This window comes from Lutibacter oricola (genome assembly GCF_900106565.1).
Lineage (GTDB): Bacteria > Bacteroidota > Bacteroidia > Flavobacteriales > Flavobacteriaceae > Lutibacter > Lutibacter oricola.
The window spans coordinates 1-25627 of record NZ_FNNJ01000006.1; the positions used below are offsets into that span (position 1 = coordinate 1).

The following is a 25627-nucleotide window of genomic DNA, read 5'->3' on the forward strand; positions in this document are numbered from 1 at the left end:
TTAGACAATGATGGTGATATAGACAATACCGCTACAGCAGTAGCAACCTTACCAGATGGAACAACAGAGACAGACACATCAAGTGTTGCAGTACCGATCGATTACACAAACGGAGGAGAGCCTTCATACAGTGTAGAGAAGTTAGCTGATGTAAGTAGTGTATCAGCAGCAGGCGATGTAATTAGTTATACAATTACAGTAGTAAACACATCAACATTTGCGGTAAGCGATGTTGTTGTAGATGATCCATTATTAGGAGGAGCGTTATCAAACCCAGCAGGAGATGATAATAATGATGGAGTATTAGATGTAACAGAAACTTGGGTTTACAGTGGAACTTACACAGTAACACAAGAAGACATTGATACTAATGGGAATAATGATGATGGAGATATAGACAATACTGTAACGGTAACAGGAACTACACCAAATGGATCATCAACTCCAGATGTTGAAGATTCAGTAGAAGTTCCAATCGATTACACAAACGGAGGAGAACCTTCATACAGTGTAGAGAAGTTAGCTGATGTAAGTAGTGTATCAGCAGCAGGCGATGTAATTACTTATACAATTACAGTAGTAAACACATCAACATTTGCGGTAAGCGATGTTGTTGTAGATGATCCATTATTAGGAGGAGCGTTATCAAACCCAGCAGGAGATGATAATAATGATGGAGTATTAGATGTAACAGAAACTTGGGTTTACAGTGGAACTTACACAGTAACACAAGAAGACATTGATACTAATGGGAATAATGATGATGGAGATATAGACAATACTGTAACGGTAACAGGAACTACACCAAATGGATCATCAACTCCAGATGTTGAAGATTCAGTAGAAGTTCCAATCGATTACACAAACGGAGGAGAACCTTCATACAGTGTGATTAAAGTTTCTGACGTATCAGTTGTTTCTTATGAAGGTGATATTGTTACATACACTATTACAGTTGAAAATACTTCAACCTTTGGAATTAATAGCCTACAAGTTATAGATGAGTTAGTAGACTTAGTATTAACTGATGGAGATGAAAATTCAAACAATATTTTAGATGTTGATGAAATTTGGACATTTGTTGGAAGTTATGAAGTAACAGCTGAAACTTTATCAGGTTATGGAGTTAATGAATTAGGTGAAGCTGATAATGATGGTGATATTGATAACATAGTAACTGTTATGGGTAATAATCCTGCAGGTACAGCGTTAGATTCAATAAATGATACTGCAATAGTACTTGTTTATTTACCGCCAGTTGCCGTTGATGATTTAGCTGAAACAGACGCAAATACTCCAGTAGATATTGATATTTTAGATAATGATTATGATTTAGATGGAACAATTGATGTATTAAGTGTTGAAATTGTATCTGAGCCAACGAACGGAACCGTAGTTGTGAATGCAGATGGAACTGTAACCTATACTCCTGATTTTGATTTTATAGGTGAAGATCAATTTGATTATCAAGTTTGTGATAATGATGGTTTATGTGATACGGCAACAGTGTATATTGCAGTTATTGGTGTAAAAGCAGCGGAGTTAATTATACCTCAAGGTTTCTCTCCAAATGGAGATGGTAATCACGATGTATTCTTTATAGATGATTTATCAAATTTATATCCGAATTTTCAATTAGTTATTTATAATAGATGGGGTAATGTAGTTTACGATTATAAACATGATGGTAATCCATTATCAGATCCAAGATGGTGGGATGGATATTCAACAGGAAGAATGACAATTAAGGATTCAGAAAAAGCACCTGTAGGAACCTATTATTACACAATATACTTTAACAAGGATGGATTTAAGCCAAGATCAGGTTACGTATATTTAAATAGATAAATTATAAAAATTAATAAGTAACTAGAGACTTAAAAACTCTCTAGTTACTAAAATATTATATTATGAAAAGTATTAAAACCCTTATTAAAATGTTTGTTATAGTTTTTTCTGTAACAACGTTATATGGTCAGCAAGATGCTCAATACACTCAGTATGCATATAATATGCATATTTTGAATCCTGCCTATGCTGGGTCTGAAGGAACATTGAATATTGGACTTTTAGGAAGAACACAATGGGTAAATTTGGAGGGTGCCCCTCAAACATTTACAGCAACTGTAAATGCGCCAATTAGACGAAATGTTGGTATGGGATTTTCAATAATAGCTGATGAAGTTGGACCAGTAAAGGAGCAAAATATTTATGCCGATTTTTCATATAAAATACAATTAAATGAGTATGCTAATCTTGCTTTTGGTATTAAAGGAGGTTTTACCTTTATAAATGCAAATTTACCATTGCTAGATTTAGGGGATGATGTTCCAGATGATGCGTTTCAAGAAAAATTAGATAAGAAAACAGCAAATTTTGGAGCGGGTATTTATTATTATACAGATAGATTTTATGCAGGCTTGTCTTTACCTAATATGTTGAAGAATTTTCATTTTTCAACAACAGATGGAGGGTATAAGTATAGTGCTATAGAAAATTTACATTATTTTTTAACTTCAGGATATATATTTGATGTTTCACATGATTTAAAATTGAAACCATCAATAATGTTAAAAGGTGTAAAAGGAGCTCCATTGTCTGTCGATTTATCTGGTAGTGCTTTAATTAAAGATAAATTAGAGTTAGGTTTATCTTGGAGGTTAGATGATTCGGTAAGTGGAATGTTTAATATTTTAGTATCAGAAAATACAAGAATTGGATATGCATATGATTATACATTATCTAATTTAGGAGATTTTAATTCAGGAACACACGAAGTATTTTTATTATTTAATATAAGTAACTCTAGAGCTGGTTTATCACCAAGGTTCTTTTAATCTACTTATTAATAACAAAGAATTATGAAAAAAATAGTTACATTCATATTTATTGTAAGTTTTAGCATTTTAGGTTTCTCTCAAGAAACTGAAGAAAGGTATACAATTCAAAATTTATCTGTAAACAATAGGTATTCAAATTTTGGTACATCTTTATACGGTGAAAACCAGATGATTTTTGCTATGCCTGCAAAGAGGAATTATATTATTAATAATACTTGGACTACGAATAACCAACCATTTTTAGATTTATATGTGGGTGATATAAAAGAAAGTGGTCAATTAGAAAACATTAAAAAATTCTCAAGTAAATTAAATACAAGATTTCACGAAGCTGATGTAACATTTACAAAAGATAAAAAAACAGTTTATTTTACTAGAAGTAATTATTTTAAAGGAAAATATAAAAAGGATACGTTAGGTATTAATAGACTTAAAATGTTTAAGGCCACCGTTGGAGAAAATGATGAATGGTTAAATATTGAATCTATGCCTTTTAATGATGATAACTATTCATGTGGTCATCCAAGTTTAAGCGAAGATCAATCTACACTTTATTTTGTGTCTGATATGCCTGGAACTTTAGGAAAAACGGATATATTTAAAGTTGCCGTTAATGGAGATGGAACTTATGGACCTCCAGTTAATTTAGGACCAACAATTAATACAGAAGAAAGAGAAATGTTTCCTTATATAGATGGGAATGATGAATTATATTATTCAACAAATGGAAGAGATGATGGGTTAGGAATGCTAGATATTTATGTAGCGAGGTTTACTCCAGATGGAATTTTAGAGCCAGTACATTTAGGTAATAATATAAATAGTGAAAGAGATGATTTTGCTTTTATAATAAATAAAGAAAAGAGAGAAGGATATTTCTCATCGAATAGATACAGAGGAAAAGGAGATGATGATATTTATTATTTCAAAGAAGAGATTCCGCTTCCGAAACCAGTTATAGTTTGTAAACAAATTTTTAATATTATAGTTAAAAATAGAAAAACAGGAGAGTTAATTTCAAATGCAGATATTAATATATCTAAAGGAAGTGAAGCTATTATTGAAGGTGATTTTACAGATGAAAAGGGAGCTTATAAATTAGAAGATGTTGATTGTGAAACAGAATATACAATTGAGGCTGGTAAAAGATTCTTTTTATCTGATACTAAGTTGATAAAAACATCTAATAAAAACGAGTTAGAACAAACTATAGAAATGCTGATTTCTCCAGATGAGTTTATTGTAGTTAGGGAAAAAGTAATGATTGACATTAATCCAATTTACTTTGATTACGATAAATTTAATATTAGAAAAGATGCGGCTCGTGAGCTTGATAAAGTTGTAAAGGTAATGAATAAGTATCCTGATTTAATTGTGGAATCAGGTTCACATACAGATTCTAGAGGTCGAGATGCTTATAATAATTATTTATCAGATAAAAGAGCTTTATCTACAGTTGATTATATAATTTCTAAAGGTATTTCACCTGAAAGAATTACAGGAAAAGGATATGGAGAAACACAATTAACTAATAAATGTTCTAACGGTGTACGTTGTACTACAGAAGAACATCAATTAAATAGAAGAACGGAATTTGTAATTGTTAATCCAGAAGTGATTAATTAAAATATTTAAAATCTAAAACTATAAATTATGCAGTTAAAGTTATACTACAGTTGTGGGGACGACGAAAACTTTAACTATATTTGTAGACTTTAGTTTTCTGGTTAAGATATTAGAAAAGTAACATATATACTGCAGTTGTGGGGACGACAAATTTATGTGACTTTAATATAAACTAAGACTTAATAAGAAAAGAAAAGTCTCGAGAACAATGTTCTCGAGACTTTTTAATTTTTGTATATTATTTTTTATAATTTTTACATATAATCTTCAATAGGATTACAAGAACAAATTAAATTTCTATCTCCATAGGCATCATCAACTCTTCTTACAGAAGGCCAAAATTTGTTTTCTTTAATATAGTCTAAAGGAAAAGCAGCCTTACTTCTAGAATATGGTAATTCCCAGTTATCGCTTGTTAACATTTCTTGCGTATGAGGAGCATTTTTTATAACAGAATTTGTGTCTCCAGCTTCCATTTCATCAATTTCAGATTTAATACTAATTAAAGCATTACAAAACGTGTCTAATTCTTCTTTGTTTTCACTTTCTGTTGGTTCTATCATAAGAGTTCCAGCAACTGGGAATGATACTGTAGGAGCGTGAAATCCGTAATCCATTAATCGTTTTGCTATGTCTACAACTTCAACACCTTTTTGTTTAAATTCTCTAAAGTCAACAATCATTTCATGAGCAGCAAAACCGTTTTCACCAGTATATAAAATACTGTAATGTTCTTCTAAGCGACATTTTAAATAATTAGCATTTAGAATAGCATTTATTGTAGAGTTTTTAAGCCCTTCTGAACCAAGCATTTTAATATAACTATATGATATTAACAATACAAGAGCAGAACCCCAAGGAGCAGATGATATAGCTGTAATTCCAGTTTCTTTTCCTCCCGTTGGAATAATTGGGTTTGAAGGTAAAAATGGTGCTAAGTGCTCAACTACACAAATTGGCCCAACACCTGGTCCACCACCACCATGCGGAATGGCAAAAGTTTTATGTAAGTTTAAGTGGCAAACATCAGCCCCAATAGTTGCAGGATTTGTAAGTCCAACTTGAGCATTCATATTTGCACCATCCATATAAACTTGGCCTCCATTAGTGTGAATAATTTCAGTAATTTCTTTAATAGTGCTTTCAAATACTCCGTGCGTAGATGGGTAAGTAACCATTAAAGCAGCTAAGTTATCTTTATGTAACAATGCTTTTTCTCGTAAATCATCTACATCAATATTGCCATCTTCAGTAGATTTTGTTACAACAACTTTCATACCTGCCATAACAGCAGAAGCCGGATTAGTTCCGTGAGCAGAAGCTGGAATTAAGCAAATATTTCTATGACTTTCATTATTAGATTCGTGGTAAGCTTTAATAACCATTAGTCCTGCATATTCACCTTGAGCACCAGAATTTGGTTGTAATGAAGTTGCATAAAATCCAGTTATTTCATTTAAAGCAGCTTCTAATTCTTTAAAAACCATATGGTAACCACCAGCTTGTTCAACAGGTACAAATGGGTGAATATTACCCCAAATAGGCCAGCTTAAAGGAAGCATTTCAGTAGCCGCATTTAATTTCATAGTACAAGACCCAAGAGAAATCATAGAATGATTTAACGATAAATCTTTACGCTCTAATTTTTTTATATAGCGCATCATTTCAGTTTCTGAGTGGTATTTTTCAAAAACTTCATTTGTCATAAATGTTGAAGTACGTTTAATACTTTCATCTAAGCTTTTTTCTTCAATAGTGTTAAAGCTAATAACTGGTCTATTTTCAGCAGTAGCTATAACTTCTATAATATCATTAACATCGTTTAAATTTGTTGTTTCATTTAAAGAGATGTTAATTTGATTGTTTTTAGTGTAAAAGAAGTTTATTTCTTTTTCTTCAGCTAGTTCTTTAACCTTTTCCGTATTCGATACAGAAATAGATAGTGTATCAAAAAACATTTTATTGGTTTGTACAACACCTAACTTTTCAAATCCTTTGTTTAAAGTATTTGTTAAATTATGAATTTTTGAAGCAATAAAAGTCAACCCGTTAGGACCGTGATAAACACCATACATACCAGCCATTACAGCTAATAAAACTTGGGCTGTACAAATATTTGAAGTCGCTTTTTCGCGTTTAATATGTTGTTCTCTAGTTTGTAAAGCCATACGTAAGGCCCTATTTCCATCTTTATCTTGGGTTACCCCAATAATTCTTCCTGGAATATTTCTTTTGTAGCTTTCTTTAGTAGCAAAATATGCAGCGTGTGGTCCACCATATCCCATAGGAATACCAAAACGTTGAGTAGTACCAACAACAACATCAGCTCCCCATTCTCCTGGAGGAGTTAATAAGGTTAAACTTAATAAATCTGCAGCGGCAACAACTCTAGCTTCAACAGATTTTGCTTTTTCAACAAAGTTTGCATAATTGTTTACTTCACCATTTTTAGATGGATATTGTACTATTGCACCGTAAACATTTTCTGAGAATTCGAATTCCAAATGATTTCCAAAAATTAATTCAACCCCTAATGGAATTGCTCTTGTTTTTAAAATATCTATAGTTTGTGGAAGTACATCTTCAGAAACAAAAAATTGTAAAGCATTTGCCTTTTTTTGAGCTCTAGATCGTGTATTTAATAACATAATCATTGCTTCTGCAGCAGCAGTTCCTTCATCTAATAATGAAGCATTTGCCAATTCCATTCCTGTAAGTTCAGTTACCATAGTTTGGTAATTTAATAACGCCTCTAAACGGCCTTGAGCAATTTCTGCTTGGTAAGGAGTATATGCTGTATACCATCCTGGGTTTTCTAAAATGTTACGTTGAATAACACCAGGTAAAATTGTTGGGTGGTACCCTAAACCAATGTAGGTTTTAAATAATTTATTATTTGATGAAATATTTCTTATATGAAGCGTGTATTGAAATTCACTTAAAGCTTCCGGAAGGTCTAAATCATTTTTAAGTAAAATATCATTAGGAATAGTTTTTTTAATAAGGCTTTCTACAGAGTCTACCCCAATAGTTTTAACCATTTCGTTGATCTCGTTTTTACGAGGACCAATATGTCTTAAAGCAAAAGAATTTGTATTCATTAAATACTATAAATTAGTTCGTTATTTTTCAGCTCAAAATTACTTAATTAAGTAGAATTATATTAACCTAGATTTAATAATTTATAATATTTTGTTAACCATGAAATTAAGATATTAACAATTAACTACATTTGTTGAATGCATTTTTTGAAGAAAATTTTTAATTTTTACATTTTAAGTAACATTCATGTAGCCATTTCGGGTTTTTGTATGACTAAAATTTCGTTGCTTAAAATTAATAATTACGAAGATGTAACTCCTTTATTTGTAGCCTTATCAATAATAATTTCATATAATTTTATTAGATTTTATGAAGCTAAAGTTGGTAAAGTAGTGTGGTTTAAAGATTGGTTTGCAGCTTATAAGTATGCTTTTTATTTAATAAATATTTTATCTATTGTTGGTTTAATTACTTTGGTGTTTTTTACTGAATTTAATCTACAATCACTTGTTGTTTTAATTCCTTTTGGAATAATGACTTTCTTTTACGCAATACCAATTCTGAAAATTAAAAATGTTGAAGTTTCGTTTAGAAATTTTCCATTTATAAAAATATTTAGTATTGCTTTTGCTTGGGCAGGCGTTACTGTAATTTTTCCACAGACAGCGTTAGGTTTGGAATTTAAAACAACTAATTATTTAGAGTTTATACAACGTTTTTTTATTTTACTTGCAATTATTTTACCTTTTGATATTAGAGATATAAAATACGATTTAAAAAAGTTAAAAACATTACCTCAAGTGGTTGGGGTACCAAAATCTAAAGTATTAGGAATTGTTTTTATACTATTTTTTGTAGTTTTAGAATTATTAAAAACAGAAAATTATTTTTTTAGTACTTTTATAATTGGAGTAATAACAGGGATGTTTTTGCTTTTTTCAAGTGAAAAAAAATTAAACTATTATGCTAGTTTTTGGGTAGAAGCAATACCAATATATTGGCTTGTAATAATATTGCTAAATGTTTAGTATGGAAGATAATTATAATGAATATTTTGAAGTAAATAAAGAAACTTGGAATAAGAAAGTTGCTATACATTCGGAATCTGAGTTTTATAATAATAAAGAGTTTTTAAAAGGTAAATGTTCTTTAAATGATTTAGAGCTAAAAGAAGTTGGTGATGTAAAAGGAAAAAGTCTATTGCATTTGCAATGTCACTTTGGGCAAGATACATTAAGCTGGGAGAGGTTAGGAGCAAATTGTACGGGAATTGATATTTCAATAGAAGGTGTTAAAAAGGCGCGTGAGTTAAATAAGTTGTTAAATTTAAAAGCAACATTTATAGAAAGTAATTTATATGATGTACCTCAAAATGTAGAAGGACAATTCGATATTGTATTTACATCTTACGGTGTGGTTGGATGGTTGCCAGAGTTAAAAACTTGGGGCGAAATTATTGCAGCTAAATTGAAACCAGGAGGTATTTTTTATATGGCCGAATTTCATCCTATTATTTGGATGTTTGATTATTTGCAAGAACCAGCAAAAATGATATATCCTTATTTAAATGATGGTGCTGTATATGAAGAGTATGAAGGTACGTATGCAGATGATGGAAAAAAAGGTATGGTAAGTAAAGAGTATGGTTGGAACCACGGATTAGGTGAAGTAATATCTGCTTTGTCTAATGCAGGTTTAAAAATTGAATTTTTACATGAATTTAATGAGTCGCCTTACGATTGTTTACCAAATATGGAAGTAAATAAAAATGGAATGTATGAGTTTAAAAAGGATAAAGGAATGTTTCCTTTAGTATATTCTATAAAGGCAACTAAGAAATAAAAAAGGCTTCCAAATTTGGAAGCCTTTTTTTATGTTTTATTTAGATAATAACTTGTCAATTTTTTCTTTTTCTTCTTCAGCTAAAGCTCCGTCTACTAAAATTCTACCACTGTGTTCATCAGTAATAATTTTTTTACGACCAGCAATTTCAACTTGTCTTTGTGGTGGTATAGTAAAGAAAGAACCTCCAGAAGCACCTCTTTGAATAGAAACAACTGCTAAACCATTTTTAACAGAACCTCTAATTCTAGTATAAGCTTTTAATAAGTGGTCATCAATTAATTCACCGTATTCTTTAGATTTTTCAGATAAAAGCTCTTCTTCTTTTACTGTTTCACCCATAATACCTTTTAACTCATCAGATTTATGTTTTAATAAGTCTTCTTGTTTTTTAATAACATCCTTAGTTCCAGAAATAACTTCTTTCTTTTGTTCAATTTTAGCTTTGTACTCGTTAATTCTTTTCTCAGCTAATTGAATTTCTAATTCTTGATATTCAACTTCTTTAGTTAAAGAATTGAATTCTCTATTATTTCTAACGTTTTTTTGTTGCTCTGCATATTTCTTCATTAGAGCTTTAGACTCTTCAATTACCAATTTCTTAGCAGAAATATCATTGTCTAAATTAGTTACATCATCATTTAAATTAGATAGTCTTTTATTTAAACCAACTATTTCATCTTCTAAATCTTCAATTTCTAAAGGTAATTCACCTCTAACACTTTTAATCTCATCTATTCTAGAGTCAATCAATTGTAAGTCGTAAAGAGCTCTTAATTTTTCTTCTACCGTAACTTCTTTCTTTTTAGCCATATTATAAGTAATAAATTGGATTCGTGTTTTTTTGTGACAAAATGATTGCAAAATTATGAAATTTTTTCGTAAGAATGTCAACTAAAAGATTTTTTGTGAATTGTTCGCTTTCATAATGACCAATATCAGCTACAATTATCTTGTTTTCAGCCTTGTAAAACTCGTGGTATTTTATATCTGAAGTTATATAAATATCTGCTCCAGCTGCAATAGCATTATTTATGGCAAAGCTCCCTGAACCACCTAAAACAGCGACTTTTTTTATAGGCTTGCCTAAAAATTGAGAATGCCTTATTCCTTTTGCATTCATTTTAGTTTTTACTAATTTTAAAAAATCAATCTCATTCATTGAGTTATCAAGTTCAGCAATCATTCCCATACCAATTTCTTGGTTAATATTGTCTATTGGGTTAATTTCATAGGCAACTTCTTCGTAAGGGTGTGCATTAAAGAGAGATTTTAGTATTGTTTTTTCTTTATGCTTTTCAAAAATTACACTTATTAAAACTTCTTTTTCTGAATGATTTTCACCTTTAACACCAATAGTTGGGCTCGAATTTTCATTGCCTCTATAAGTTCCTATTCCTTCAGTATTAAAACTACAATTGTCATAATTTCCAATACTACCAGCACCAGCATTAAACAATGCTGTTCTTATTTTTTCTGAAGCATCAATAGGAGCGTAGGTTGTTAGTTTTTTAATGGTGTTTTTCTGCGGAATTAAAATTTGTTTGTTTTTTAAACCTAACATTTCGCAAATTTTAGCATTTACACCAGCAAAGCAATTATCTAAAGCGGTATGCATTGCATAAATTGCTATGTCATTTTTAATAGCTTTTAAAACTACACGTTCTACATAATTAGAACCATTTAATTTTTTTAATCCAGAAAAAATAATTGGATGAAAACTAACAATTAAATTACAGTTTTTCTCAATAGCTTCATCAACAATATTTTCTAAAGTATCTAAAGTAACAAGCACACCAGTTACTTCTGTAGAATAATCTCCAACAAGTAAGCCTACGTTATCAAAACCTTCAGCATAACTAAGCGGAGCAATTTCTTCAATACAATTGGTAATATCTTTAATTTTCATATAAAAAGTATTCTATAACAAATATAATTTTAATGCTAGAAAGTTAAAGTATTTATGGTTAAAAATATTGATTAGTTTCGTAATTTTGCAGTTGATGAAATTGTTACGCAAAATATTATATCCTTTTTCCTTAATTTATGGAAGCATAACAGCTATACGAAACTATTTGTATAACAATAACCATATGCAATCTACCAAGTTTAAAACACCTATTATAGTTGTAGGAAATTTAAGTGTTGGAGGAACTGGTAAAACACCTCAAATAGAATATTTAATACGATTGTTGAAAGATAATTTTAAAGTAGCCGTTTTAAGTAGAGGGTATAAACGAAAAAGTAAGGGCTTTGTGTTGGCTAATGAAACTGTAAATGCAGAAACTATAGGTGACGAACCTTTTCAGTATTATAAAAAATTTGAAACTATAAAAGTAGGAGTAGACGCTAATAGAGTTAACGGAATTAATCAGTTAAAACAATTGCAAAGTTCACCAGAAGTTATTTTGCTAGATGATGCATACCAGCATAGGAAAGTTGATGCTGGATTTAATATTTTGCTAACATCATATAATAATTTATATGTAGATGATGCAATGCTACCAACTGGTAACTTACGCGAAAATATTTCGGGTGCAGAAAGAGCAAAGGTTATTATTGTAACAAAATGTCCGCAAGATTTAGATGAAGAAACACAATTTAAAATTGCTCAAAAATTAAAGCCAACCTTATACCAAACAGTATTTTTTACAACTATAGATTATGCTCAAAGTGTAAAAGGTAATAAAGAAATAAAAATTGATGATTTAAAAAATTACGAAGTATTGTTAGTAACCGGTATTGCAAACCCGGTACCGTTAACTAATTTTTTAAACTCTAAAGGAATTATTTATTCTCATTTAGAATATCCAGATCATTACTTTTTTTCTGAAAAAGATATTGCAGATATAAAAAATAAATTCAATAAGTTAAATTCAAAAAATAAGATAATTTTAACTACAGAAAAGGATTATATGCGTACTTTTGATAAGTTTGACTATTTGCATTATTTGCCAATAAAAACAAAGTTTATTAATCATAAAACAGATTTTGATAATCTCATAAATACATATGTGGAACAAAGTTCAAGAAACAGTTAAGTTTTTACAAAATAAAGGAATAGAAGCACCTGATTATGGTATAATTTTAGGTACAGGTTTAGGTAATTTAGTTGAGAAAATTGATACTGAATTAGTATTGCCTTATGAGGAAATACCAAATTTTCCGGTTTCAACAGTGCAAGGGCATTCAGGTGAATTAATTATAGGTAAAATTGGAACAAAAAAAATAATTGCTATGCGTGGTCGTTTTCATTATTATGAAGGTTGGACTATGGAGCAAACTATTTTTCCTGTTAGAGTAATGAAATATTTAGGAGTTGAAAACTTAATAGTTTCAAATGCTTCTGGAGGTGTTAATGCAGACTTTAAAGTTGGTGATGTTATGATAATTACAGATCATATAAATATGATTCCAGAACATCCATTACGTGGAAAAAACGATGAACGTTTTGGACCTAGATTTGTTGATATGCACGAGCCATATAGCAAGGCTTTAATTTCTAAAATGGAACAAGTTGCAGAGAAATTGGATGTAAAAGTTAAAAAAGGGATTTATTTAGCATTACAAGGACCAACTTTTGAAACTCCTGCGGAATATAAAATGGTGAAACTTATGGGAGCTGATGCCGTTGGTATGTCAACAGTACCAGAAGTTATTGTAGCCAAGCATATGGGAATGACTTGCTTTGGAATATCTGTAATTACCGATTTAGGTGTTGAAGGAATTGTAGAGTCTGTTTCTCATGAAGAAGTACAAAAAGTTGCAAAAATTGCTGAAAAAGTTGTGGGTAGATTAGTAGAAGAGTTTGTGAAAAGCTAATTTGGCATTATTTTAGTATAGTATTATAAAACTTTAGAATGAAAAAAGTATTAATAGTTGGTTTGGTAGCTTTAATATCTGTCGCTTTTGTAAATGCACAGGATAGCGTAAAAAATGCTCATAAGGTAAAATGGGAAGAAAGTTTTACAAAAGCAGAGCGTTTGTCAAAATCTAAAAATAAGCCAATGCTTATTTTTTTTACAGGCTCAGATTGGTGCGGACCTTGCAAAATGTTAATAGAAGATTTTTTTAGTACTGAAAAATTCTCTTCTTATAAAGATAAGTATGTATTGTATGAAGCAGATTATCCTAGAAATAGAGACTTAGTTTCGGCTTCACAGAAGAAAGATAATAGTAAGTTACAGAAAAAATACGGAGTGTCGTCATTTCCTACTATAGTAATAGTAGATTCTAAAGGAAAAGAATTAGATAGGAGAAAAGGATACAATTTTATGAGAGATCCAAGTTATCATTTTGCACTTATTGAAAAGCATATAAAATAAAAGTAGTTAGCTTATATATTAAAAACCTGCAATTAATTGCGGGTTTTTTTATGTGTAAATTCAAACAATTTTGTAGTTGTCGTAATCTTTTCTAGTCATATTTTTTGTTCTCAATAAATCCAAGAGTGAATTCATTTATTTCATTCTCTTCAATTTTATTTAAACAGTTCGAAAGTATTGTAGCTTTTTTGTTTTGTAGTAGAATAAAAAGGTTGTGTTTGCTATATTATTAGTATAATAAAAGAATAGATGCATAAACATAGTATTATTGCTCTAAACATTAATTGAATAGAATGAGATATTTCCATTTTCTTTTATAATTAATTCTTTCAATATTAATTAATTGCTTGTGTTTCGGTAAATCATATTTTTTAAAATCGAATGAATAGATACTATATATAAAGGGTTTTAAAACTAAAAATGTAGTGTTAGAATTATAGATTTTAAGTATAGAATGTTATTAACTATAAGACACAAAAAAGCCCGCATAAAGCGGGCTTTTATATTTGAGTTTAGTAGTAATTATTGGTTAATTACTCTAAAAGTAGTTCTTCTGTTTGCTCTGTGTTCTCTTTCAGTACAAGAAACTCCATCAGAACATCTGTTAGTTAAACGGTTTTCACCATAACCATTACCAGTTAATTTACTAGAGTTGATTCCTTTAGAAATTAAGTAGTTAGTTACTGCTAATGCTCTTCTTTCAGATAAGTCTTGGTTGCTAGTTTTAGAACCTCTAGAATCTGTGTGAGACTCAATTGCTACAGCTACACCAGTTTTTAATACAGGTAATAAACGAGTATCAATAATTCTTTTAGCTTCAGGAGTTAAAGTAGCGCTTCCTAAGTTCCAGTTAATTGGTAATACACTGTTTTGTGTAATAGCACAGTCAACTTCTTTCCAAGTAGTTAAACCACCTTTTTGAACTAAAACTTCTTTAGTTACAGTTTTGTATTGAGCAGGAACTGTTACTTCTTCAGCCCAAGCATCTTTTACTAAAACAACTTTTTTAATTGTAGAGTATTGTGCAGGAATCTCAACAACTTTAGTAGTTGGAGGTGTTACCATTACAGTTTTCTTAACAACTTTAGTTACTTCAGGAATAGTAATTTGTCTTGTAGTTGGTTCTTTAGCTACAACAGTTTTCTTATAAGATTTGTCAAAACCTGGTACATTAGTTTTTACTGTGTGAGCATCAACATTTAATTTTGTTAAAGCAACAGTTACAAACTGAGCAGGAATTGGCTTATAACACCAGTATCTACAATCGTTAGGATCGTCAGACTGACAGTCAGGAGCTTTATCACTCATTTGCCATACAGCTGAAGCTGGTTTAATTTCGATAGTTTGAGAATCAGGGCTAAAAGTAGCAGGTATAGCTTTTAATGCAGATGCATCTTGCTTTGCTGTATAGCTAACAGTTTCTGATCCAAAAGATCCAGGAACAACTTCTAAAGCGTAACTAGCTTCTTTTACAACAACAACAACGTCTCTAGTTTCGTAAACTGCAGGAACAATTTTTAAAGTTTTACTAGCTTCTTGAACTAATACTCTTTCTGTTTCTGTTTTGTACTGAGCTGGACGAGTTACAATTTTTTTGTAAGCAGCTTTTGTTTCGATTGTTACGTCTTCGTTTTTCCATACATCTGGAGTTTTACAACGAACGTAGCATTTACCTGGTTCTGGGTTAGTTGGTAAGTCTTGTGCAATTGCACTAGCTCCAAACATAAGTAATGAAATTGAAAATAATAGTTTTTTCATAATGTTAATTTGATTGTTAAAAATTTATAAAAGTTAATTAAAATACTTTCTTACATACGTTATGACACCGCGTAGGGAGAAAGGTCACAATTTTATTTAAATTATTTTGTACAATACTTATGACACTAATGAGGGAGGATGGTCACAATTTTTTTTGGCAAATATAATATTATTTATGATAAATGATAATATTTGTCATAAAATATTAGATTTTATTGTTGTATAAACTTTTTACAATACCATCTGCAAGGCCTATTTTGGGAACAAAAATCTTTTTTCCGCCACTCCATTTCATTGCGTTTAAATAGATACTTGTCGCAGGTACAATTACATCGGCTCTATCAGGATTTAAACTTAATTCAGATATTCGCTCTTCATAAGTCATCTGTTTTAAAAACTGATAATGTGCTTTCATGTAGATTAAAGATAGTGGTTTTCCAATTGGTTTCCCAGAAAGTTTGTAAATTTTATTAATATTTCCACCAGAACCTATTAAAGAAAGCCTTTTTAAGTTAGCTGTGTTTTCTTTTACCCAACTTTCAATATCGTTCCAAATTACCTTTGCTTCTTTTTTATTGTAGTTTAATAAACGTACTGTTCCTAGCTTAAATGATTTTGAATTTATGATTTTACCTTCTGAAAATACAGTAAATTCAGTACTACCACCACCTACGTCTACATATAAATAAGATTTATCTTTTTCAATAATATCACTTATGTCTGTAGAAAAAATAATGGCGGCTTCTTTTTTACCGTCTATTATATTAATTTTTATTGAAGTTTTTTCTAGTATTTCTTCCGCTACTTCTTGACCGTTCGAAGCTTCTCTCATAGCAGAAGTGGCGCATGCATAATATTTTTTTACACCGTGTACTTCCATTAAAAGCTTAAAAGCTTCCATAGCTTTTAGCATTCGTTCTTTATTTTCTTCTGAAATTTTGCCTTTAATAAAAGAATCTGCACCTAATCTAATAGGAACTCTAACTAAAGCAGATTTTTTAAAGCTTGGGTTTTTTCCTTTTTTATCGGTAATAACATTACATACTAGTAAACGAATTGCATTAGATCCTATATCTATTCCAGCAAGTTTTTCAATATTCAAAATAATTCTTATTTATAATGTTTAGGAAATTCAGTTAAAAAAGTTTCACCAGATTTTATGTTTTTCCAATGATTTGTTTCAAACTTAATAGCAATAACACCACATGTTGGTACATGATTTACATGTTTGCTTCCAAATTTGTTTACGAATGAGCTAATACCGTGGTCATGACTAAAAATAATGGCGGAATCGAAACCATCATCTAGCGCTTTTACAGTTTTTATTAAATAACCATCGCTAAAGCTATATAGCGATTTGCTTATTTTTAAATTAGCAAGTGGATAATTGAACGTGTAACTAAAAATCATTCCTGTATGTAAAGCTCGGTTTGCACAGCTAGAAATAAATACATCTGGACACGATACTTTTTTTTGAAGTACACTAGAAATTAAATATGCATCAGTTATTCCTCTTTTTTTAAGAGGTCTATCTATATCTTTTACGCCTTCATATTCCCAAGATGATTTAGCGTGCCTTACTATATAAAGCGTTTTCATTTAATTCTTATAAAGTTAGTTATTTCAAATATAAAAAAATTACGGAGCTAAACGATCAATTTTCCAATCAAAATCTTCTTGAAGTGTATAAATTAATCTGTCGTGCATTCTATTTGGTCTTCCTTGCCAAAATTCTATAGATTGAGGTTTAACAATATAGCCGCCCCAATGTGGTGGTCTTGGAATTTCTTGGCCCTTATAATTTTCTTCAAAATCTTTTAATTTTTTATCTAAAAAATTTCGTGAAGGTACTATTTCGCTTTGGTCAGATGCCCAAGCTCCAAGTTTACTTCCGTCTGGTCTACTTTCAAAATACCCATCAGATAGGTTTTTAGAAATTTTTTCTGCTTTACCTTTAATAATTACTTGACGTTCTATATTATGCCAAAAAAATGAAAGGCATACATTAGGATTCTTCTCAATTGCTTTACCTTTTTCGCTATTATAATTGGTGTAAAAAATAAAACCTTCCCAAGTATATTTTTTTAGTAAAACAACTCTGTTTTTAGGAAAACCGTCTAATCCTATTGTAGATATTGTCATTGCATTAGTTTCTATATCTCCACCAAATTCTTCAACTTCATAAAACCATTTTTGAAATAATTCTAAAGGATTGTCTGAAACTTCTTTTTTTGAAAGCTCTTTTTTTTCGTAAACCTTTCTATAGTTTCCTAAGTCTTTTTCCATAATGCAAAAATAAAACCTTTATTCTTTTTTTAACTTAATTTGTTGTGATTATTTGCTTGTTTTTTTAATAAAAATAAGCCAGCGAATGTAATTAGGCCATTAACAATTAAAAGTTCGTATCCAAATACATAGCCCTCAAAAATTTCTTTAGAGTAGGCATTTAAAAAGTAAGTAACTACAACCGATATTATGGCAACGAGCCAAACAAATTGATCGTTTATTTTAATTTTTGTAAAAATACCAAAGGCAAATAAACCTAATAAAGGCCCGTATGTGTAGGATGCAACTTGTAATAAACTGCTAATAACATTGTCTTCTAAAACATATTTAAACACAATAATTACAATTACTAGTAGCGCAGATATTGCAATATGTGTTTTTTTACGAATATTTTTTTGTTCGCTTTTGTCTTTATTTTCAATATCTAAAAAATCAATACAAAATGATGTTGTTAAAGAAGTTAGTGCACTGTCTGCGCTAGAATATGCAGCAGCAATTAATCCTAAAATAAAAATAATTCCAATTGAAATTTCTAAACCACCATTTAATGCAATTTCAGGAAACAATAAATCGGTTTTTGCTTTTCCTTCAACTAAAGGTATTTGAATTCCAAATTTATCTGCATATATAAAAAGTAGTGCACCTAAAGTTAGAAATACAAAATTTACAATTATTAGCACAAAACCTAGCGAAATTACATTCCATTGCGCTTCTTTAGTGTTTTTACACGTTAAGTTTTTTTGCATCATATCTTGGTCTAGGCCGGTCATTGCAATGGCAATAAACATGCCTCCAAAAAACGATTTTAAAAAGTACTTTTTATCTAAAAAATCTTCAGAAAAAATAATTTGACTGTAATTACTAAATTCTTCTGAAGAAATTAAATCAGCAACCGACCAGTTTAGTTTATTTAATAGTATTGAAATTGTTGCAAAAACAGCTACTAGCATAAATAGAGTTTGCAAAGTATCTGTCCAAACAATAGTTTTTATTCCTCCTTTAAAAGTATAAATCCAAATAAGTAAAATGGATAGTATTACGGTTAATTCAAAAGGAACATTCCAAGCATCAAAAATAAAATATTGTAATACTGATGCGACTAAAAATAGTCTGAATGAAGCACCCAAAACTCTAGAAACAAAAAAGAAAAATGCACCAGTTTTGTGAGATGTTTCACCAAATCGATGTTTTAAAAACTCATAAATAGAGGTTACTTTTAGATTGTAATAAATAGGTAGTAAAACATAAGCAATTGCTAAGTAGCCAAATAAATAACCAATAACAATTTGCATATAGCTAAATTGCGAGCTTTGTACCCAACCAGGCACAGAAATAAATGTTACACCAGATAGTGAAGCTCCTATCATACCAAAGGCAACTACATACCAAGGAGATTTTTTATTAGCTTTAAAAAAAGACTCATTACTATCGTCTTTTCCTGTAAAATAGGCGATTAGCAACAATACACAAAAATAAATTGCAATAAGTAATAAAATGTAAATTGGTTGCATTTAAAGGTTTTTTTTGTTGAAGTAACAAAGAAACTAAAATTATTGAGAATATCGTTTGCTAATTGTACATTTGCCAAATGAATTTTTCATCCAAATTATTGGAAAATGCAGTAAATGAAGTCTCTCAATTACCTGGTATTGGTAAACGAACGGCACTTCGTTTGGTTCTACATTTATTAAAACAACCAAAATCTCAAACACATCAATTAGCATTGGCTTTGGGCGAGTTGGTTGATGAAATAAAACTTTGCAAAAACTGTCATAATATATCTGATGTTGAATTGTGTGATATTTGCGCTAATACTTCAAGAAACTCAGAAATTATTTGTGTTGTTGAAGATATTAGAGATGTAATGGCAATTGAAGGTACGGCGCAATTTAAAGGTTTATACCACGTTTTAGGTGGTAAAATTTCTCCAATTGAAGGAATTGGGCCTCAAAATTTAACAATTGAAAGCTTGGTTAATAAAGTGAAATTAGGAACTGTTAAAGAAGTAATTTTTGCTTTAAGTTCTACTATTGAGGGCGATACTACCAATTTTTATATTTTTAAACAATTAGAAGCTTATAAAATAAAAACTTCTACAATTGCTAGAGGAATTTCTGTAGGTGATGAGTTAGAATATGCCGATGAGGTTACTCTTGGAAGAAGTATTGTAAATAGAATTCCTTTCGAAAATTCTCTTTAATAAATGGATATATCAGTTGTTATTGTAAATTATAATGTAAAATACTTTTTAGAACAATGTATTTTAAGTGTAATTGCTGCATCAACAAAATTAGATGTTGAAATTATTGTTGTAGATAATACTTCGAGTGATGGTAGTTGCAAAATGTTGCAACAAAAATATCCTGCCATAAAACTTATAGCTAATACAGAGAATGTTGGTTTTTCAAAAGCAAACAATCAAGGTGTTGAAATTGCTAAAGGGAAATATGTTTTAATACTTAATCCGGATACTGTTGTTGCTGAAGATACCTTGGAACATATGTTTAAATTTGCTAAACTTAAAAGTAATTTTGGTATAATTGGAGCAAAATTAATTGATGGTTCAGGAAATTTTTTACCAGAAAGCAAGCGAGGAATACCAACTCCAAGAGTTTCTTTTAATAAATTGTTTGGAGTATCAAAAACTCAAACAGGAAAGTATTATGCTAACCATATTTCTGAAAATGAAACTGGTGTTGTAGATGTGTTAGTTGGAGCTTTTATGTTTATAAAAAAAACAGTTTATAAAGAGGTTGGAGGTTTTGATGAAGACTACTTTATGTATGGAGAAGATATAGATTTAAGTTATAAAACATTAAATAAAGGATATCAAAATTACTATTACCATAATACTCAAGTAATTCATTATAAGGGTGAAAGCACAAAAAAAGATATTAAGTATTTAAAATACTTTTTAGGAGCTATGAAGATTTTTTATCGAAAACACTTTACTTTAAATGTGTTGTATGATACTGTTATGAGTTTAGGAATACAAGTTTGGTATTTATCTAAGTTTTTTAAGTTTAGATTTAATTCGGGTCATAAAGTTTCAGATTATAGTAGATTGTTGTATTTGGGTGAAGACAAGGTTTTATTAAGTAATTTAAAGAAAAATTATAAAACTGTTTCTAATTCTAATTTTGTTGAAGTTGATGAAATTAAAGAATTAATACAGAAAAATGATGTTGAATTGGTGGTTTTTGATAATCAATCAATATCTAATAAACAACTTATTAGTGCAATTGCTAACCTAAAAAATGAGAATGTAGCCTTTAAAATTAGACCTGCTTCAACAAACTTTTTAATAGGTAGTTTTTGCTCAGTTAATAGAGGAGAAGTTGAGGTTTTTGAATAGCTTAATTTTTTTCAATTCTTATTCGAGCATCTACAGCAAATATTTCTTTCGAATTTCCAAATAAAGGATTTAAATCTAACTCAACAATTTCAGGAGCAACTTCTATTAAATTTGAAATTTTTGTAATTATTTCTGCAAATATTTCTTCATTAACTCCTTCTTGACCCCGAACTCCTTGAATAATTTTATACGATTTTAAATTCTGAATCATTTCTGATGCTTCATATTTTGAAACAGGAGCTAAACAAGCTTGGGTGTCTTTTAAAACTTCTATAAATATTCCACCTAAACCAGCTAATACTAAATGCCCAAATTTGTCTTCTTTTTTTGCTCCAATAAATAATTCAGTTCCTTTTTTCATAGGTTGAATTAAAACAGCTTCGGCATTTTCAATATTCATTAAGGTTTCAAAAGATTGTAGTAGCTTTTCTTCTGAACTTATATTTAAAGCAATACCACCAACATCACTTTTATGAACAGGTCCAACAACTTTCATAACAACAGGAAAGTTGAATTTTATTGCAGTTTGAATACATTCGTTTTTTGTTGAGCAAACATTTTCATTAACCATTGGAATTGTTGCAGCCAATAATAGGTTTTTTACTTTTTCTGGGTGTAAATAACCGTTTTCTGAAGTTTCTATAATTTTTCTAATTGAACTTTTATCAATATTGAAATTGATTTTTTCTTCAATTAAAGGCTTTGAAGTAGTGTAAATTTTAGCTAAAGCTTCTCCAAATAAAACTTCGTCTGGAAAATTGATATTTCCATATTTAATAAATTCTTCTATTTCATTTTTAGCATTTATAAATGAAGGTAAAACCGGATAAATTGGTTTTTTACATAGCTGCATTTTATTGTTCAAAACCTTGTAAACTTCGGATACGTTAAATAATCCAGGACTTCCAAAAATAACAACCATTGCATCAATTTTATCAAATTTATTTTCACAATAATCAATAATAATTCCTAGTTGTTCGGCTGTTCCAGTTGCTAAAAAATCAATTGGATTAGAAACCGATGAGCCTGGAAAAAGTTTGGTAAGTAAATCTTCACTTTGTTTGTTATTGATTTCAGGAACATTTAATCCGTTTTTTGAAAGTGCATCAGTTAACATAACAGCAGGTCCGCCAGCGTGTGTTATTATTGCAATATTTTTTCCTTTTAATTCAGGATGCATAAAAATAGATGCAACTGTAATCAATTCGTTTTTACTGTAGCAACGAACAATTCCTGCTTTTTTAAAGAGCGCATCTACGGCAACATCTGAATTTGCTAAAGCGCCAGTGTGTGAACTTGCAGCTCTACTTCCTTCATCTGAACTTCCCGCTTTTATGGCGGCAATTTTGCATCCTTTTTGAATTAGAGATTTTGCGTGTTTTAATAATTTTTGAGGATTGTTAACGCTTTCAATATAAAGTAGTTTTACTTTTGAACTTTTAGAATTAAAGGTTTTATCAAAATGTTGAAGCACTTCTTCAACGCCTATTTGTGCTGAATTTCCAACGGAATAAACACTAGAAAAAGTTAACCCAGTTGACATTGCGGCTTCCATTATAAAAACTGCTGTTGCTCCAGAACCAGAAATAAAATCAACTCCTTTTGAATCTAATTTTGGAATAGGAGTTGTAAAAACACCAGCATAGTTTTGATTGATTAAACCAATATTATTTGGACCTAAAAGTGTTCCGCCAACGTTATTTATTTCTTCAACAATTTGTTGTTCTAATTGTTTTCCTTCTTTACTAGTTTCACTAAAACCAGCAGAGAAAATTATAAACCCTTTTGTATTTTTTTGTTGAGCTAATATTTTAATAGTTTCCAACGTAAACTTTGCACTAATAGCGATAATTGCAACATCTACATTCTGAATTTCTGTAACGTGTTGGTAACATTTTATACCTTGTACTTCTGTTTCCTTTGGATTTACAGCAATTAGCTCACCTTTAAAATTATGTGATATTAAATTATTTAAAACACTACCGCCAGGAGTTTGAATATTGTTTGATGCTCCAATTACAGCAATGTTTTTTGGATTTATAAATTTTGAATGCAGCATTTATTTAAAATTTTAAGAAGCTTTTATTGACGCAATTTCTTTCCCTTTTTCAAAAGCATCTAAATTTTTGTTTACTATTTTTTCGCCTTTTCTTTCAAATAAAGTTTTAATTGCATCTTTCAAACTTTCTTCACTTAATGGAATTAAAGATGAAGCCGCACCTAATAAAACTATGTTTGTTGCTCTTGCATTTCCTAAATCTTTGGCAATTTGCTTCGCATCAATTAATATTGTTTTTGGATGCGATTTAATTTCAGCATATAAATCTTCTAATTCAGGATAATTTGTAATGTTTAAAAAAGGATTAGAATCTGTAATTAAAAAACCATCTTCTTTTAAAAAAGGGAGATAGCGTAGTAATTCCATTGGTTCTACAGAAATAATTACATCTGCTTTTCCTTGAGGAATTAAATCTGAATAAATTTCTTTATCCGAAATTCGAACGTGAGATTGAACTGCTCCACCTCGCTGACTCATTCCGTGGACTTCAGATTGTTTTATGTTTAAATCACTAGTCAATGCAGCAGTGTCAATAATAGCTGCTATGGTTAGTATTCCTTGTCCGCCAACACCTGATAATATTATATTTGATTTCATTGTTTTAGTTTATAAAGTTGAGACTTCGACTTTGTTCAGTCACCACAATAGTTTATTTTTCTTCTAACTTCTAACTTCTAACTTCTAACTTCTAACTTCTAACTTCTAACTTCTAACTTCAGACCGTTTCTTTTTTAATTTCACGAATTCTCGCTTTCATTTCTTTTGGAATTTGAATACAAGGACGTTGAGCTATAACTACTGATATTCCTTTGTAGTTTAATTCCTGTCTAATTGTGTCAATATTTTCTTCCATATTTTTATGTAACGGTGTAATAATTTTTAAATGCTCCTTTTCAACTCCAATTCCTTTACATATTGAAACCAACCTTCCGGAAGCAGATGAATCTTGTGCGCCAGTCATTGCTACTGCTGAATTGTCAGAAATTATAACAGTCATAGGTGTATTTTCAATAACGGCATCTAATAAACCTGTCATTCCAGAATGTGTGAAAGTTGAATCTCCAATAATTGCAATTGATGGGTGAATACCAGCATCTGCTGCACCTTTAGCCATTGTAATTGAAGCGCCCATATCAATTAAGGTATTTATACTTTGGAAAGGAGGAAGGACACCTAATGCGTAACAACCAATATCTCCAAAAACTTGTTGACTGCTCATTTCTTTTCCTAAAACATTAATTGCGTCGAATAAATCACGGTGCGCACATCCTATACATAGCTCAGGTGGACGACCAGTTACTATTTCTGGAATTTCTTCAAATTGTTTTGAAGGAAAACCTAAAGCTTCAGAAATATTATCTGGATTTAATTCGCCAACTCTGTTTAAATGACCCGTTAGTCTACCAATTACTTTTCGTTTTTTAGTATCCTTTAAAAAATCGGCAATAATTTCTTCAATAAAAGGATAACCATCTTCTAAAACTAGAATCTTATCACAATCATTAAACAATTTTTTTATTTTTTCTTTTGGCATTGGATATTGAGAAATTTTCAAAATAGGATATGGGCAACCATCATCTTCAAAGTTCTCCATTAAATAATTATAAGCTATTCCGGCAGCTATAACTCCAATTGTTGTATTTGGTCCGTTAATATATTTGTTAAACTTACTTTGCTCTGAGCTTTCTCTGTTTTCACTTTGAATATCTATTAAGTGCTGATAACGTTTACGTGCGTGAATTGGAATTAATTGAAACTGATGAGGGTCTGTTGGTAAACTAATTTCTTTTTGAGCTTCTCTTTCAAAAGTTGTAATTCCAGCACGAGAATGAGATAGACGAGTAACCATTCTTATCATAATTGGTAAACCCATTTTTTCTGAAAGTTCAAAAGCATATCGTGTAATATTATAAGTTTCTTGTTGCGTAGAAGGTTCCAAAATTGGAATTAATGCAAAACGACCGTAATACCTAGAATCTTGCTCGTTTTGAGAAGAATGCATTGAAGGATCATCAGCAACAACCACAACTAAACCTCCGTTGATTCCTGAAACAGACATATTCATAAATACATCGGCAGCTACATTTAAACCAACGTGTTTCATTACCGTTAAAGAACGTTTTCCTGCGTAAGACATACCAAGAGCAGCTTCCATTGCAGTTTTTTCATTAACAGACCATTTTGAATGTATGTTTAACTCTTTAGCTAATTTTGATTTTTGTATGTATTCTGTTATTTCAGTTGAAGGTGTTCCTGGGTAAGCATATACTCCAGAAATTCCTGAATCGATAGCGGCTTGTGCTAAAGCTTCGTTACCTAAAAAAAGCTGTTTCATAATTTAAGTTTATGCGGTTATTTTAACGTACTTAAAATTACGAAATCGATTTCGGATGTTGTGTGATTTTAATCAGTTTCTGTTTTAGAAACCTGGTTTTTTGTTGAGATATATTTAAGAATATGAGGTGTTTGTTGTTTTATATGTATTGAATTCTTT

General features: G+C 30.1%; 21 protein-coding genes. 10 read left to right on the forward strand and 11 right to left on the reverse strand.

The window, feature by feature from the left end; all coding sequences use genetic code 11:
• The 3 genes from BLU40_RS11285 to BLU40_RS11295 form a co-directional block, all read left to right on the forward strand.
• Positions 1-1848, forward strand: a 1848-nt coding sequence (locus tag BLU40_RS11285) for a DUF7507 domain-containing protein (protein ID WP_139170950.1), incomplete at its 5' end; no start/stop codon positions are given.
• A 62-nt stretch (positions 1849-1910) separates the two neighbouring features.
• A complete protein-coding gene (locus BLU40_RS11290) occupies positions 1911-2837 on the forward strand; it encodes a PorP/SprF family type IX secretion system membrane protein (protein ID WP_245729935.1) in 927 nt (308 codons plus the stop codon).
• Between the two features lie 24 nt (positions 2838-2861).
• The gene (locus BLU40_RS11295; protein WP_090123497.1) at positions 2862-4466 is read left to right on the forward strand and encodes an OmpA family protein; all 1605 of its coding nucleotides are present in this window, start codon (positions 2862-2864) and stop codon (positions 4464-4466) included.
• A gap of 254 nt (positions 4467-4720) precedes the next feature.
• On the opposite strand, the gene gcvP is transcribed toward BLU40_RS11295, so the two are convergent.
• Entirely contained in the window at positions 4721-7567 is a 2847-nt protein-coding gene (gene gcvP, locus BLU40_RS11300) for an aminomethyl-transferring glycine dehydrogenase (RefSeq protein ID WP_090123500.1), read from the reverse strand.
• Positions 7568-7777: 210 nt separating this feature from the next.
• Here gcvP and BLU40_RS11305 point away from each other — a divergent pair, with 210 nt between their 5' ends.
• The gene (locus tag BLU40_RS11305; RefSeq protein ID WP_175454782.1) at positions 7778-8536 is read left to right on the forward strand and encodes a UbiA prenyltransferase family protein; all 759 of its coding nucleotides are present in this window, start codon (positions 7778-7780) and stop codon (positions 8534-8536) included.
• A gap of 1 nt (position 8537) precedes the next feature.
• Positions 8538-9350: a class I SAM-dependent methyltransferase gene (locus BLU40_RS11310; protein WP_090123505.1), complete on the forward strand. Its 813-nt coding sequence runs from the start codon at positions 8538-8540 to the stop codon at positions 9348-9350.
• 36 nt (positions 9351-9386) lie between these two features.
• Here the strand turns inward: BLU40_RS11310 and BLU40_RS11315 are convergent, their stop codons facing one another.
• Both BLU40_RS11315 and BLU40_RS11320 read right to left on the reverse strand, forming a co-directional pair.
• The gene (locus BLU40_RS11315) at positions 9387-10163 is read right to left on the reverse strand and encodes a zinc ribbon domain-containing protein (RefSeq protein ID WP_090123507.1); all 777 of its coding nucleotides are present in this window, start codon (positions 10161-10163) and stop codon (positions 9387-9389) included.
• Position 10164: 1 nt separating this feature from the next.
• Entirely contained in the window at positions 10165-11259 is a 1095-nt protein-coding gene (locus BLU40_RS11320) for a Nif3-like dinuclear metal center hexameric protein (protein WP_090123509.1), read from the reverse strand.
• 94 nt (positions 11260-11353) lie between these two features.
• On the opposite strand from BLU40_RS11320, the gene lpxK reads away from it, so the two are divergent.
• From lpxK to BLU40_RS11335, 3 genes are read left to right on the forward strand one after another with little or no spacing between them, the layout of a single operon-like run.
• Complete coding sequence (gene lpxK / locus BLU40_RS11325; protein ID WP_090123511.1) at positions 11354-12391, forward strand: tetraacyldisaccharide 4'-kinase; 1038 nt, start codon at positions 11354-11356, stop codon at positions 12389-12391.
• A complete protein-coding gene (locus tag BLU40_RS11330) occupies positions 12363-13172 on the forward strand; it encodes a purine-nucleoside phosphorylase (RefSeq protein WP_090123513.1) in 810 nt (269 codons plus the stop codon). The genes lpxK and BLU40_RS11330 overlap by 29 nt, the downstream gene beginning before the upstream one ends.
• Positions 13173-13210: 38 nt before the next feature.
• A complete protein-coding gene (locus tag BLU40_RS11335) occupies positions 13211-13675 on the forward strand; it encodes a thioredoxin family protein (RefSeq protein ID WP_090123515.1) in 465 nt (154 codons plus the stop codon).
• Positions 13676-14197: 522 nt separating this feature from the next.
• Here the strand turns inward: BLU40_RS11335 and BLU40_RS11340 are convergent.
• The 5 genes from BLU40_RS11340 to BLU40_RS11360 form a co-directional block, all read right to left on the reverse strand.
• Positions 14198-15433, reverse strand: a complete 1236-nt coding sequence (locus BLU40_RS11340; protein WP_090123517.1) for an OmpA family protein — start codon at positions 15431-15433, stop codon at positions 14198-14200.
• Positions 15434-15638: 205 nt separating this feature from the next.
• The gene (locus tag BLU40_RS11345; protein ID WP_090123519.1) at positions 15639-16538 is read right to left on the reverse strand and encodes a Ppx/GppA phosphatase family protein; all 900 of its coding nucleotides are present in this window, start codon (positions 16536-16538) and stop codon (positions 15639-15641) included.
• Between the two features lie 5 nt (positions 16539-16543).
• A complete protein-coding gene (locus BLU40_RS11350) occupies positions 16544-17032 on the reverse strand; it encodes a SixA phosphatase family protein (RefSeq protein ID WP_090123521.1) in 489 nt (162 codons plus the stop codon).
• 39 nt (positions 17033-17071) lie between these two features.
• Complete coding sequence (gene pdxH, locus BLU40_RS11355; protein WP_090123523.1) at positions 17072-17719, reverse strand: pyridoxamine 5'-phosphate oxidase; 648 nt, start codon at positions 17717-17719, stop codon at positions 17072-17074.
• Positions 17720-17748: 29 nt separating this feature from the next.
• Positions 17749-19230 carry a sodium:solute symporter gene (locus BLU40_RS11360; RefSeq protein WP_090123525.1) on the reverse strand — a complete coding sequence of 494 codons (1482 nt, stop codon included), beginning with the start codon at positions 19228-19230 and terminating at the stop codon, positions 17749-17751.
• 77 nt (positions 19231-19307) lie between these two features.
• Between BLU40_RS11360 and recR the strand changes: the two genes are divergently transcribed.
• Positions 19308-19919, forward strand: coding sequence for a recombination mediator RecR (gene recR, locus BLU40_RS11365; RefSeq protein ID WP_090123527.1), 612 nt, complete (start codon positions 19308-19310; stop codon positions 19917-19919).
• A gap of 3 nt (positions 19920-19922) precedes the next feature.
• Positions 19923-21074 carry a glycosyltransferase family 2 protein gene (locus BLU40_RS11370; RefSeq protein WP_090123529.1) on the forward strand — a complete coding sequence of 384 codons (1152 nt, stop codon included), beginning with the start codon at positions 19923-19925 and terminating at the stop codon, positions 21072-21074.
• Between the two features lies 1 nt (position 21075).
• Here the strand turns inward: BLU40_RS11370 and BLU40_RS11375 are convergent, their stop codons facing one another.
• From BLU40_RS11375 to BLU40_RS11385, 3 genes are all read right to left on the reverse strand, one after another.
• The gene (locus BLU40_RS11375; protein ID WP_090123531.1) at positions 21076-23133 is read right to left on the reverse strand and encodes an acetate--CoA ligase family protein; all 2058 of its coding nucleotides are present in this window, start codon (positions 23131-23133) and stop codon (positions 21076-21078) included.
• A gap of 12 nt (positions 23134-23145) precedes the next feature.
• Positions 23146-23730 carry an indolepyruvate oxidoreductase subunit beta gene (locus BLU40_RS11380; RefSeq protein ID WP_090123532.1) on the reverse strand — a complete coding sequence of 195 codons (585 nt, stop codon included), beginning with the start codon at positions 23728-23730 and terminating at the stop codon, positions 23146-23148.
• Between the two features lie 118 nt (positions 23731-23848).
• Complete coding sequence (locus tag BLU40_RS11385) at positions 23849-25468, reverse strand: thiamine pyrophosphate-dependent enzyme (protein ID WP_217633396.1); 1620 nt, start codon at positions 25466-25468, stop codon at positions 23849-23851.
• Between the last annotated feature and the right edge of the window lie 159 nt (positions 25469-25627).